Origin of the sequence: Sphingorhabdus arenilitoris (genome assembly GCF_042651485.1) — a bacterium.
In the GTDB taxonomy this organism is placed as follows: Bacteria; Pseudomonadota; Alphaproteobacteria; order Sphingomonadales; family Sphingomonadaceae; genus Sphingorhabdus_B; species Sphingorhabdus_B arenilitoris.
On the sequence record NZ_JBHSDH010000013.1, the window covers coordinates 1,485,841 to 1,498,691 of the forward strand.

Annotated in this window: 14 protein-coding genes; 6 read left to right on the forward strand and 8 right to left on the reverse strand. The window is 54.1% G+C overall.

The window, feature by feature from the left end; genetic code table 11:
• Positions 1–8 precede the first annotated feature (8 nt).
• From ACFOWX_RS11330 to rpmF, 5 genes are all read right to left on the reverse strand, one after another.
• Positions 9–392: a MerR family transcriptional regulator gene (locus tag ACFOWX_RS11330; protein WP_381424166.1), complete on the reverse strand. Its 384-nt coding sequence runs from the start codon at positions 390–392 to the stop codon at positions 9–11.
• A gap of 20 nt (positions 393–412) precedes the next feature.
• Positions 413–703 carry an integration host factor subunit alpha gene (locus ACFOWX_RS11335; RefSeq protein ID WP_381424168.1) on the reverse strand — a complete coding sequence of 97 codons (291 nt, stop codon included), beginning with the start codon at positions 701–703 and terminating at the stop codon, positions 413–415.
• A gap of 108 nt (positions 704–811) precedes the next feature.
• On the reverse strand, positions 812–1,780 hold the full coding sequence (locus tag ACFOWX_RS11340; RefSeq protein ID WP_381424170.1) for a beta-ketoacyl-ACP synthase III: 969 nt from the start codon (positions 1,778–1,780) through the stop codon (positions 812–814).
• Entirely contained in the window at positions 1,777–2,811 is a 1,035-nt protein-coding gene (plsX, locus tag ACFOWX_RS11345) for a phosphate acyltransferase PlsX (protein ID WP_381425033.1), read from the reverse strand. Before plsX ends, ACFOWX_RS11340 begins: the two co-directional genes overlap by 4 nt.
• A gap of 57 nt (positions 2,812–2,868) precedes the next feature.
• Positions 2,869–3,045, reverse strand: a complete 177-nt coding sequence (gene rpmF / locus ACFOWX_RS11350) for a 50S ribosomal protein L32 (protein ID WP_381424172.1) — start codon at positions 3,043–3,045, stop codon at positions 2,869–2,871.
• 216 nt (positions 3,046–3,261) lie between these two features.
• Here rpmF and ACFOWX_RS11355 point away from each other — a divergent pair, with 216 nt between their 5' ends.
• A complete protein-coding gene (locus ACFOWX_RS11355) occupies positions 3,262–3,663 on the forward strand; it encodes an MAPEG family protein (protein ID WP_381424174.1) in 402 nt (133 codons plus the stop codon).
• Between the two features lie 14 nt (positions 3,664–3,677).
• Here the strand turns inward: ACFOWX_RS11355 and ACFOWX_RS11360 are convergent, their stop codons facing one another.
• Positions 3,678–5,474, reverse strand: a complete 1,797-nt coding sequence (locus tag ACFOWX_RS11360; protein ID WP_381425035.1) for an aminopeptidase P family protein — start codon at positions 5,472–5,474, stop codon at positions 3,678–3,680.
• Between the two features lie 194 nt (positions 5,475–5,668).
• On the opposite strand from ACFOWX_RS11360, the gene ACFOWX_RS11365 reads away from it, so the two are divergent.
• The 5 genes from ACFOWX_RS11365 to ACFOWX_RS11385 all read left to right on the forward strand — a co-directional run bounded on the left by ACFOWX_RS11365 (position 5,669) and on the right by ACFOWX_RS11385 (position 10,228).
• The gene (locus ACFOWX_RS11365) at positions 5,669–7,780 is read left to right on the forward strand and encodes a S9 family peptidase (protein WP_381424176.1); all 2,112 of its coding nucleotides are present in this window, start codon (positions 5,669–5,671) and stop codon (positions 7,778–7,780) included.
• Entirely contained in the window at positions 7,777–8,988 is a 1,212-nt protein-coding gene (locus tag ACFOWX_RS11370; RefSeq protein WP_381424178.1) for a hypothetical protein, read from the forward strand. Before ACFOWX_RS11365 ends, ACFOWX_RS11370 begins: the two co-directional genes overlap by 4 nt.
• A 255-nt stretch (positions 8,989–9,243) precedes the next feature.
• On the forward strand, positions 9,244–9,441 hold the full coding sequence (locus ACFOWX_RS11375; RefSeq protein ID WP_381424180.1) for a type II toxin-antitoxin system HicA family toxin: 198 nt from the start codon (positions 9,244–9,246) through the stop codon (positions 9,439–9,441).
• Positions 9,438–9,830 carry a type II toxin-antitoxin system HicB family antitoxin gene (locus ACFOWX_RS11380; protein ID WP_381424182.1) on the forward strand — a complete coding sequence of 131 codons (393 nt, stop codon included), beginning with the start codon at positions 9,438–9,440 and terminating at the stop codon, positions 9,828–9,830. The genes ACFOWX_RS11375 and ACFOWX_RS11380 overlap by 4 nt, the downstream gene beginning before the upstream one ends.
• Entirely contained in the window at positions 9,830–10,228 is a 399-nt protein-coding gene (locus tag ACFOWX_RS11385) for an acyl-CoA thioesterase (RefSeq protein ID WP_381425037.1), read from the forward strand. Before ACFOWX_RS11380 ends, ACFOWX_RS11385 begins: the two co-directional genes overlap by 1 nt.
• Positions 10,229–10,235: 7 nt before the next feature.
• Here the strand turns inward: ACFOWX_RS11385 and ACFOWX_RS11390 are convergent, their stop codons facing one another.
• Together ACFOWX_RS11390 and ACFOWX_RS11395 are read right to left on the reverse strand one after the other, a co-directional pair.
• On the reverse strand, positions 10,236–12,533 hold the full coding sequence (locus ACFOWX_RS11390) for a methyl-accepting chemotaxis protein (protein ID WP_381424183.1): 2,298 nt from the start codon (positions 12,531–12,533) through the stop codon (positions 10,236–10,238).
• A gap of 101 nt (positions 12,534–12,634) precedes the next feature.
• Positions 12,635–12,820: a DUF1674 domain-containing protein gene (locus ACFOWX_RS11395; RefSeq protein WP_381424185.1), complete on the reverse strand. Its 186-nt coding sequence runs from the start codon at positions 12,818–12,820 to the stop codon at positions 12,635–12,637.
• Positions 12,821–12,851: the final 31 nt, after the last annotated feature.

The window sequence follows — 12,851 nt, forward strand, 5'->3', positions numbered from 1 at the left end:
CCTAAGTGTCAGGCTGCCGCGAGCGCATCAGCAAGCCTTGCTCGTATCGCTTTTAACGCATCGATAGAAACAGCGTTAGAGTCGGCGGGGACCGGCGCGCCATCGGAATTGGGCAATTTGCCACTGCCGTTAGTGGCGGAGCTATGGGCGCGCGCCCCATTTTCCAAATATTTACGCGCGCCTTTGATCGTATAGCCTTCGCTATTGAGCAGCCGGTTTATCGTTTGGAGCAGTGCGACATCATCGCTGCGATAATGCCGCCTGCCGCCCGCTCGTTTTAACGGTTGCAGCATGGGGAACTGTTCTTCCCAGTATCGCAGAATATGGGTTTTGACGCCCAATATTCTTGCCATTTCACCGATGGTGCGGAATGCTCCGGATGCTTTGTCCAAAATATTACTCCCGCGACAAATTATTTGACGCGTTCGCGCATACCTTGGCTCGCACGAAAGGTCAAAACGCGGCGCGGCGTAATCGGCACTTCAACGCCAGTTTTGGGGTTGCGGCCAACACGCTCCCCTTTGTCGCGGAGCACGAATGTGCCGAAACCAGATATTTTCACATTCTCTCCGCCGATTAAAGCATTTGTCATGTGATCCAAAATGGATTCGATCACTGCCGCCGATTCGGTCCGCGAAAGACCAATTTGACGATTTAATGTTTCGGCCAAATCGGCCCGTGTTAATGTTCCTGCGTCAGCCATTCAACGTCTCCAGCACTTGTTCAGCTAAACTTCGATTATTTTTATACCGCCGAAACACTGTAATGTAAAATCTGACAAAAGCAATTCTGAACTGATCCATTTAAGCGTCTAAAAACGCACGATCGACGCGCCCCAGGTAAAGCCGCCGCCCATCGCTTCTAGAACGACCAAATCACCCTTTTTGATGCGGCCATCGCGCACAGCAACATCGAGTGCCAGCGGCACCGATGCAGCAGACGTGTTTGCATGTTGATCCACGGTTAGCACCACTTTATCAGGTGACAGCCCCAATTTACGCACGGTTGCGTTTATGATCCGAGCATTTGCTTGATGCGGCACCACCCAGTCAATATCACTGGCCGGTAAATCGGCAGCCGTCAGCACTTCGGCCATGACATCGGCCAAATTGGTCACAGCGTGGCGGAAAACCTCTTGCCCCTTCATCCGCAATTTGCCGACAGTGCCCGTAGTCGAAGGCCCGCCATCGACATATAACAGCTGATTATGCTGGCCATCGGCATGCAATTTCGTGGCCAAAACGCCGCGCTCACCAGTCTCTCCCGACAGCACCACTGCCCCCGCGCCGTCACCAAACAGCACGCAGGTTGTCCGGTCTTCCCAGTCCAAAATCCGGCTGAATGTTTCCGATCCGATGACCAATGCATTTTTGGCTGAACCAGCCCGGATCATACTTTCGGCGACAGAAAAAGCGTAGAGAAATCCAGAGCAAACGGCGGCTACATCAAAGGCAACACCGCCATTTGCGCCCAATATATTTTGCACGATAGTCGCGCTTGCCGGAAAAGTTTGATCTGGGGTGGCCGTGGCAACAATGATCAAATCAATATCGCTGGCCTGCATTCCGGCAGCGTCAAGCGCCTGTTCAGCGGCTTTCGCAGCCAGCGTCGCCGTGGTCTCGTCTGGGCCAGCAATATGGCGATATTTGATACCCGTGCGCTCGGTGATCCATGCGTCGGACGTATCAACCCGCTGGGCAAGCTCGCTATTGGAAACCCGCTGTTTGGGAAGGGCCGACCCCGTTCCTTTAATGACAGCGCGGAAAGCAGCGTCACTCATGAAGCCGTGTCACCGCCATTGGCGATACTGGCAAGGTCGCGGGTGATGCGGTCGGTAATATCCTCCTCCACCAACCGCGCTGCGACTTCTACGGCATTAGCAACACCGCCGACACTGGCGCTGCCATGGCTTTTAACGACTACGCCGTTCAAGCCCATAAACACCGCGCCATTATGATTGTTAGGGTCCAGATGATGCCGCAACAGCTCCGTTGCTGGCCGCGACACCAAAAACCCGACCTTCGACCGAAAAGAACTGGTAAAGGCCCGCTTTAGCAAATCAGTCACAAAGCGCGCCGACCCTTCAATTGCCTTCAGCGCAATGTTGCCCGAAAATCCATCGCATACCACAACGTCACATTCGCCGCGGTTGATCTTATCTGCTTCGATAAAGCCCTGAAAATCCATGGCAAGCCGGGTCGAATCATGCAGATGCGCAGCGGCATCGCGCAGCTCGTCGGTGCCCTTCATATCTTCTGTACCGATGTTTAAAAGGCGAACGCGTGGCCGGTCAAATCCGTAGATTACCCGCGAATAGGCGGCGCCCATAACCGCGAATTGAACCAAATTTCCCGCATCGCAATCGGTATTAGCGCCAAGGTCCAACATCACAACATCGCTGTCGATCAATGTCGGTAGCAATGCCGCAAGCGCAGGCCGGTCAATGCCCGGCATTGTGCGCAAGGCAACTTTCGCCATTGCCATCAACGCGCCTGTATTGCCCGCACTGACAGCAGCAGCTGCGTCCCCTGCCTTTACCGCATTGATCGCTAGGCCCATCGAACTGCCGCGCGATTTGCGCAGCGCTTGGCTTGGCTTGTCATCGCCCGAAACAACCTCATCAGTGTGCAGGATTTCCGACGCGCTCCGCAAATTGGGATGATCATCCAGCGCGGATTTAATACGCGCCTCGTCCCCCACCAGCAGGAATTTGAAATCGCTATGCCGATGCCGCGCAAGCGCAGCCCCGGCGACCATAACAGACACGCCTTCATCGCCGCCCATCGCGTCAATGGCGATACGCGGGTTCATGGTCACTGTCTATTCTCCCTGAAATTGCGTAATGTCAGGAAACCAGCCAATGGAATATTAGCCAGCCGCCAAAATTTCACGGCCATTATAATGACCGCAGGCATCACACATATGATGCGGGCGTTTCAATTCACCGCAATTGGGGCATTCCTGAAACGCCTCTGCTTTCAGCGAATCGTGGCTACGGCGCATGTTGCGCTTGGAAGGAGTAGTTTTTCTCTTAGGGACAGCCATTTCGGCACCTGTTCCGTTTCAAATCAAATAATGGTCATAAATGCATAAGCCAATAAGCGGTTAGTGGCAAGAACGGGCAAAAACTAAGCCCGCCAGAATCACCAGCCCATTGCTCAAGCATTCGGGTGAGCGGCGCGTATAGCCAATTTTCAAAGCTTTGCAACCATAGACATGATGTGTAGGAAGAATGATAAAATTCACAGAGGGAATGAACCAATGAAATTAGAAATAACGCTTACCATCGCGGCGGCGGCTGCGTTGTTGAACATATGGTTGATGATGCGTTGCGGCAAGGCGCGGATCGCAAATCAAATCTCGGTTGGCGATGGCGGCAACGAATTTCTGATCCGCCGGATGCGAGCTCATGCCAATTTTGCCGAAAACACGCCGATTGTTCTGATCCTGATCGCAGTGCTCGAACTGACCGGAGGAACATCGACTTGGCTATGGGCGGTAGGTGTAATCTATATTTTCGGACGCATTGCCCACGCCTTTGGTATGGACGGCGGCTCGATCGAAAAAGCGAGATTGGTGGGCACGATCATCACCATGCTCACCCAATTGGGGCTGGCGGTCATGGCGCTGATTGCCGTTTATTCCAATATGTTGGCAGGATAAACCTGCTCAGCATTTTACCCGATAGGTTGGCACATTTTTTCAAGCCAGATATTGTCGTCACCATCAAGCTGCTGGCCGACAATATCCAAAACCTGCGTATGATAGTTATTCACCCACTCGATTTCGGTGGGTGATAACAAAGCCGCGTCGATCAACTTGGGTTCCAATGGCGCCCAGGTTAGATTTTCAAATTCCAGATAATCACCCTCTGCCCCATCAATATCGGCTTTGCGCACAAGCACCAGATTTTCAATGCGAATGCCGAAGGCGCCTTCTTTATAATAACCTGGTTCGTTGGACAGGATCATGCCTGCGCGCAGCGGCTCGCCCGTTCCGGCTTGAACCCCTGCGCTCATACCGATACGCTGCGGCCCTTCATGCACAGCGAGATAGCTGCCCACGCCGTGGCCAGTGCCATGTGCATAATCGACCCCGTCCGCCCACAGATATTGCCGCGCCAGCGCATCGAGCGCTCCGCCGGCCGTGCCATCGGGGAAACGCGCCTGAGCGAGCGCGATATGGCCCTTTAGCACCTGCGTATAGCGTTTGCGCATTTCTGCCGTCGGTTCGCCGACCGCAACTACCCGCGTCACATCGGTCGTGCCGTCCAAATATTGCCCGCCGCTATCAACCAGATACAGATGTCCATCTTCGATAGGAAGATTGGTTTCTTCATTCACCGAATAATGGCACAGCGCGCCATGCGGGCCGGTCGCTGAAATTGTTCGGAAGCTGATATCTTTCAGCACGCCCGTCGCCTCACGAAATTCGCGCAGCTTTGCCGCCGCCGACAACTCATCCTGCCCGCCCTTAACCAGCTCCTCACTGCACCAGCGCAAAAACCGAGTGAGCGCGGCACCGTCGCGGATATGGGCATCGCGCGTCCCCTGCCGCTCGCGTTCATTCTTGATCGCTTTGGGCAAGATTGCTGGATCGCGCATTTGAACGATTTGCGCACCGCCCGATTTCAGAGCCTGTGATATCGCCGCAACCGACATATCAGGGTCCACCGCAACCTTTTTACCCGATAGCGTGCCCAGCTGCTCCGCCAGTTCATCATAGCGGCGCACGGTAACCTGATTGCCCAAATGCGCCTGCACCTGCGGCGTCATTTTTTCCGGTGCCACAAAAAGCTCGGCAGTCCCGTCGCTGTGCAGCAAGGTAAAGGCCAGCGGAACCGGCGTGTTGGCGACATCGCCGCCGCGAATGTTAAACACCCAGGCAACCGAATCAAGTGCCGCAATAACGGCGGCGTCAACGCCCTTTGCGCGCAATTCTTCGGCCATTTCGCTGCGCTTCTGATCGCTGCTCTTACCCGCATCGGCATCGGTATGCACCGCGAGCGGGGCATCGGACCGAGTGGGTTGATCGGACCATACCGCGTCAATGGGGTTGCCGTCCACCGCGACCATTTGCGCGCCGACGCTGGCCGCAGCATCGCTCGCCATTTTGACCCATGCTTCGGTGTGTAGCCATGCGTCATAGCCAATTTTATCTCCGGCGTTGGCGTGGGTCTTTATCCATTCATGCGGTTTGGTTTGTCCGACCGGCACATACTCATAATGATTGCCGTCCACCTGTTCACGGACCTGCACCGTATAGCGGCCATCGGTAAAGATCGCGGCCTTGTTCGCCATAACCACGGCGCTCCCCGCGCTGCCGCCAAATCCGGTGAGCCAGCCCAGGCGCTGCGCATATTCGCCGACATATTCGCTCATATGTTCATCGCAAATGGGCACCACAAAACCGGACAGGCCGCGCCGTTTCAATTCTTCACGCAGGGCGGAAAGACGGGCTTCATGGGTTTGCATCAACATGGGGCTGCTCCAATTTTCTTGAATATCAATTTAAGCCATAACATAAGCGCATTATCCGCGATTTACCATAAGCAACTGGAGCGAAATATGAAGGTCATCAAAACAGCAGCAGCGCTTTACCTTCTGTCTATGCTGCCCGCCGCGCCGATTGCATTTGCCCAAACCAATAATGAAAGCCGACCCGAAAAATGACCGAAAAAACTTCCGCTGCTTCGCCGCCCGTTGCCGAAAAGCGCCCTTTTAGCTTTAGCCATCACGGGATTACGGTGGAGGATCCCTATCATTGGTTAAAAGATCAAAGTTATCCTGTTGTGGATGATCCAGATGTGCTGGATTATCTAAAGGCTGAAAATGCCTATTTCGAGGCCAATATGGCGGCACAAAAGCCATTGGTCGATAGCCTGTTCGAAGAGATGAAGGCGCGGATTAAGGAAGATGACAGCAGCGTCCCGCAAAAGGATGGCGACTGGATTTACTGGAGCAAATTCGACGAAGGCGCGCAATATCGCAAACATTACCGCAAAGCCGCCGATGGCAGCGGAACCGAGCAGCTGATTCTCGATGAAAACGCTCTGGCCGAAGGCAAAGACTATTTCCGCCTAGGCGCGGTTGCCCTTTCCCGAGATGCCAAGATCATAGCCTATTCGGTCGACGATAACGGATCGGAAAGATACCAGGTCCGCTTCCGCTGTTTGGATCAGGGTAAGGATATGGAGGACAATCTGTGCGGCGTCCGTGCGCCATGGGGCGATGATGCTATTGAAGGTTCCTTGGGCAACATCGTTTTCACCTCAGACGGCACGCGTCTATTGTACGGCCTAGTCAATGACAATTGGCGCGTCGACAAAATTATGATGCATAAATTGGGCACGCCGCAAAGCGAGGACCAGCTGATCTACGAAGAATCAGACGAAGGATTTGCCGCTGGGGTCGCGCTTTCTGCGCAGGAAGATTGGTTGATTATTAACACCGGCGACAATGAAACCAGCGAAATCCGGCTGATACCCGCAAATAACCCGTCGGCAGAGCCCGTGCTTATCAAGCCGCGTAAAAAGGGCCTGCAATACTCAGTCGATATCCGCGATGGGCAACTATTCATCCTGACCAATGATGATCACATCAATTTCCGCCTTGCTTCCGCGCCCTTGACGCAGCCCAGTGACTGGAAAACCTTGGTCGCGGGCAGTGATGAGGTGTACTTAACCGATTTCTCGCTGTTCAAAAATTTCTTCGTGACCGAAAGCCGCATTGCTGGCCTCGATCAGGTGGAGATAAGGGATTATGCGAGCGCCGTCGTTACCGACCGCATTAAATTCCCAGAGGCGAGTTATGACGCGGGCCTATCGGACAATCCCGAATATGATGTGACAAAGCTGCGGCTTGCCTATGAAAGCATGGTTACCCCCGATACGGTCTATGATTATCACATTGCGGATAAACGGCTCGAAACGCTAAAGGTTCAGGAAATCCCCTCTGGCTTTGACCCTGCCAGCTATGAAACCGAAAGGCTGATGATCACGGCGCGGGACGGGGTGCAGGTGCCGGTATCGGTGCTGTATAAAAAAGGCTTCAAAAAAGACGGGTCACAGCCGCTGCATCTTTATGCCTATGGCGCCTATGGCTATGCCGTGCCTCCCGGGTTTAGCACTACGCGGTTCAGCCTTGTCAACCGCGGCTTTGCCTATGCCATTGCACATATCCGCGGCGGCGATGATCTGGGCTATGGCTGGTATCTGGATGGGAAGCTGAAAAAGCGGACCAACACATTCAACGATTTTGTCGATGTTGGCAAAGGCTTGATCGAGCGCGGCTATACCAGCGCAGGAAAGCTGACCGCAAGCGGCGGCAGCGCCGGGGGCGAATTGATGGGTGCGGTCACCAACCAAGCCCCCGAAATTTTCGGCGCGGTGGTGGCCCATGTGCCCTTTGTCGATGTGCTCAACACGATGCTCGACGAAAGCCTGCCTTTAACCCCCGGCGAATGGCCCGAATGGGGCAACCCGATTACCAGCAAAGAGGATTTTGAACTGATCCGCAGCTATTCCCCCTATGATCAGGTCGAGGCAAAGGCCTACCCACCCATGCTCTATACCGGCGGGCTGAACGATCCGCGCGTGACCTATTGGGAACCGGCCAAAATGGTCGCCAAGCTGCGGAGCATGAAGACCGATGACAACCTGCTGCTGCTGAAAATCAACATGGGCGCGGGCCACGGCGGCAAATCAGGCCGTTGGAACAGCCTGTATGAAACAGCGGAGGAGCAAGCATTTATCCTGTGGCAGCTGGGGATGGGGGAGTGACGCGGCCATTGAAATTGCGTGCCGGGATGCCAATCGCACTGGCGCTGGCCACGTCATGCTTGGCTGGTGAAATAGCGCAGGCACAGGATATATCGGCTTGGACCAAAAGCACCCCTCGCCCGGATTCAGAGATATTTGTCGCCCCTGATGAAAGCGCAATTATCTTTGGTGTGACAGCGCCGCATATGGATGGGCAATCACTGAAGCAAGCGTGGGAAACAAATATGGCCTTTCTATTTGTTCCACAATTATGCCCTGACTTGGCGTCGGCGAGCCTGCGACAGCTTAATGGCGGTGATACGCTGGAGGGCACCGCGGATAGTCCAGAAATAGGGGCAAAATGCTATGGCTCAATAACCAAATTTAATGACCGGTTATATGCGGTCGGGTACATTGCAAAGCCGCAAAAGAACGCAGATACGCAGGCCGCAGTAAAAACTTGGCTCGCGCAAAAAATGGGCCAACCAAAAGCGAATTCAAGCGCACGAGCCGCTACGCCTAGTTCGTCCAAAGACATTCATTCACGCACATCAGTTGACAGCGAGTTACAAACCCCTGCCGGGCTTGTCGGCCTTTGGCGAAGCGATTGGGTTGAAAATCAATTTCGGTACCCAAGCGGCTTAACGCTGGTAGCGCTTTCCAACAGCATCATTTTTTCTAAATCGGGCCTCTTCATGCTCGGAGTAGGCGAAGGGACAGGAATGGATGATGCAAGTATCCAAGCGGTTATGCGCGAACAGCCTGATACGGCGGGCCGGTATGTGATTCAGGGAAATAGAATTATTCTGAACTATGCCTCTGGTGATGTTGAGGATATTGATTATCGCAAAGATAAAGATGGCATCAGCCTGAATTATCGCGGCAAATTTATGTCGCCCAAAATTCTATTCCCAGATGGTTACGCTCTATCAGGCATTTACAGCAGCGAACGGATCACCAATGCAGGCAGCGGCATTTTCGTTGTTGGCAACGACGATTACAGCTTCGCACCAGATGGCCGGTTTGCTCAAGGTAGTAGCGTTTCGATGACGAGCGATGCTGTTTCCTCCGTCGGCGGACGCGAAGGCCGAACTGGCCGTTACATTGTCAAAGGCAGCGCGCTCTATCTCAGTTATGATGATGGAGAAACTCGAATCCTCTCCATGTTCCAAGAAGAAAAGGGCGGACCCATTTGGTTTAACGATGAAATGTTCTCAAAAGCGCAGTGAGATGCCACAAGCCGGGTCGGCTTTAGTTGCTACGCTATATTATGACTGAAAGGAAATCCGTGGCAGCTTCTGGTCTCTCCACATTCACCCTAACCTTCACCCCGACGCCCGCCGACATTGACAAGCTCGGCCATGTGAACAACGCCGTGTGGGTGTGGTGGATTTAAGCTTTAGCATCGGCGTAATTCATGCATTTGTGTGTATATATTTGCGCATTTATATTGACATTCAGGCAAATCATCGCTATTCGAAACCATGGAACGAAATAGCAAGAAGATTGTCAAACGCCTTCTTTCCGAGGGCTTTGAGCTTGTTGCCACCAAAGCATCGCATCATAAATTTCGCAAAGGAGGCATGATTGTCATCGTGCCTCACCCCAAGCGAGATTTACCGTTAGGCACCGCGCAGCACTGCCAGAATGGCGGGCTGGATATGAAGGAGTTTGCACCATGATCGTTTATCAAGCAATCGTCCACAAGGATGAAGATAGCGCCTTTGGCGTGCATTTTCCCGACTTGCCGGGCTGCTTTTCTGCAGCGGATAATCTCGATGATTTGCTGGCCAATGCCTGTGAAGCCGTCATATTATATCTTGAAGGCGAAAAAATGCCTGTGCCATCTCCGCTGTCAGAAATTCTTAAATTGGCGGCGGATGATCTGGCACAAGGCGCTTTCCTTCTCGCCGTTCCCTATATGATAACAAAGGGCCGCCCGACACGGGTGAATATCTCGCTCGACCGTGGCATGCTGGATGCTATCGACAATGCAGCGGCCATACGTAAATTGACGCGTAGCGCATTTTTAACCGAAGCGGCCAGAAACGAGATTGAAGGGCGACACTAATTCCCTTCACCCTAACCTTTACCGCCGCCCCCGCCGACATTGACGAGCTCGGCCATGTGAACAACGCCGTGTGGGTGCGGTGGATTCAGGATATGGCGACTGCGCATTGGGATGCCACCGCCTCGCCAGTGCATATAGCCGCTTATATCTGGATGGTGACGCGGCATGAGATTGATTACCGGGGCAATATAAAGCTGGGCGAGCATGTAACCGGGCGGACATGGATTTCGGATCCGCCGCGCGGTGCGCAATTTGATCGCAATGTTGAATTTGTGAATAGTGACGGGAAAGTCATTGTCCGCGCCAAAACCCGCTGGGCGATGCTCGATAAAGTCAGTGGCCGGTTGCTGCGCATCCCGGCCGATGTTGCGGCGCCGTTTTTACAGACGCCCAGTTAACAGCATCTCATCCCTGCCGGCGCAAGCTGTTCTGCAAAGCTTGAAAGCTATCGCCTACACGCGCGGCGATCCGATTTAATTCCTCGGCGCTATCCTCCAGCCGAGTGGCCGTAGATGCGGTTGCATCAACGCCTTCGGCGGTTCCCGCGACGCTCTGCTCTGCTTGTTTGGACAAATTGGTGGCGCGGGCGGCAAGTTCGCCTAGCCTTTGCCCATTTCGCGCCTGTTCATTGGCAGCCTCACCTATTTCACGGCTCGCCCCAGCCATAAGGCTGACCTCATCATTGATGATCCGGAAATGGGCCACGCTGTCCCCGATTAATGAGGACAGCCGTTCAACGATGACGGCAATCTCGCGCGAGCTTTTTTGAGTTTGTTTGGCAAGATCGCCTATTTCCTGCGCCACCACCGAAAATCCGCCCCCCGACGCCCCGGCATTTGCCGCCTCAATCGCAGCGTTAAGCGCCAAGATATTGGCGCGGCGCATGATGAGCTGAATTCCGTCCACCAGCTTGCCGATATCGGCGGCTCCATTTTCGAGCGCAGCGGCAGCGGCGCTTCCGCTATGGCTGGCCGATAGCGCCTGTTCAGCCGACTGTCCCGCCGCCGAGACATTGGTTGCCACTTGCGATAACATGGCGGCGAGCCCCGTTGTTGCCTGCGCCATCTCGCTGCTGACGGCCATGGCCTCGCGCGATGCTGTGCGCGCGGCGGATGCTCCTTTGGACGAACTGCTGCTATTTTCGCCAAGCTGTATGGCTTGTTCATTTAGCTTCAGCGATTGCTGATTAAGTGCAGAAACGAGAGCGCCAAACTCGGTGCTGAAATTCTGCAAAGTCTGATCCATTGTCTTGCGCTGTTGTTTTTCACGCTCTGCTGTATCGCGCAGTAATTTCTGCTCTTGAGCATTTGCTGCGGCTTGTTCTGCTTGCAGGCGGGCCCGCGACTCTATTTCAGCAGCCTCCACCCGCGCCAGAAAATCATTAAACGCAAGGGCAAGGTCCGCGCCTTCATCAAAATCATCAACCGGAACGCGTATGGTCAAATTGCTGTCCCCGGCATTCAGGTCGGTTAATATTTTCTGCAAGCGGGCCGTGCCCAACAACGCCCCATGTTCCGCATAATTAAGCCCGGCAATCTCGTCCTTCTCGCTCACGCGCAGCAATCCGGCGCGCTTTAAGGCCCAGGCCGTGGCCCCGATGGTGAGGCATAAAAAGGCGCATAGGCTCACCACACCCAATGCCTGCACCGCCAATTGTTCGAACATAGGCAATCCGCCCAGTTCGGCGCGGCGAATAAACGGCACGGCCAATATACCGCAAATGCCGCCAACGCCGTGCACTGCGATAGCGTAAACAGCGTCATCGATGCGCAATTTCCGTTCGATAAACTCTGCCGCTAAAAAGGTTACAATCCCCGCCGCTGCGCCCAATACAATCGCCGGTAACGGCGAGGCATAAGGGGCGCTGGCCGTAATCGCGACCAGCCCTGATAACAGACCATTTATCGCGCGATCGGGTCGGTATAGGCCATCCCATTTACGGCCCATCAACATGGCCGCGACGCAGCCGGCACAGCCGGCCAACACGGTATTTGCAATGGCGAAGGAAAATGCCGCGCTCCCCGGGGATAAACCGCCTGTGTTAAAGCCCATCCAGCCAACCGATAATATCAACGCTCCTGCCGCCGCCAGCACGGGGCTATGTCCCTGTATAGCCGACGGTATGCCGCTATTTTCATCATAGCGCCCAATACGCGGCCCGATGATGAATGCGATGATAAGCGCCGCGATGCCGCCTGTTATGTGGACAACCGCCGAGCCAGCGAAATCGATAAAACCCATCGACTCAAGCCAACCAGCATTACCAGCACCCAAAATCGCGGAACCCCAAATCCAATGGCCGATTATCGGATATACGAGCAGCACGAGCAACAAAGTGATAGCGAGATAAGTGCTAAACCTCATCCGTTCCGCCACCGCACCCGAAATGATGGTTGCCGCTGTGCCGCAGAACATGGCCTGAAATAGGAGCTTGGCAAGATCCGCAGGATCGCTCGTGCCAAAACCGATGAGCCCGCTGCTCCAACCGACCAGGCCGGAATGGCTGGTCCCAAACATCAATGCAGCGCCAAACATCACGAACGCAAGAACGGCAACCGCGAAATCGGCAACATTCTTCATGGCGACATTGATACTGTTTTTGGACCGGACGAACCCCGCCTCCACAAACAGAAATCCTATTTGCATGCCCGCAACCAAAATGACCGACAGGCATAGCCAAATCAGGGTAAATTGATTTTCCACATGACCACTCCACAAACCTCAACGCCGATTGGCATAGCGTGTCATGGTAAATGAAGGTTTAATTTGTGATTTTATCAGGGACTTATCTGGCACTGTCAGGCCTAAAAATCCCAAGCGATACCTTCGCGCTCCCAATCGCCATAGCGGGTGCGCTGATCTTTCTCTCCGGCCTGCTGTGCCTTAGCCTCGGCGGCTTTCGGGATTGGAGGGCTTTTGGACAGCGGATAGGGCAGGTCCAAATACGCGGGCCTTTTTGTCGCGCGTTTTATTAATTGCTTATCTGCCATTTTTTCATTTCCGAGTCAGAATTGAAATTAC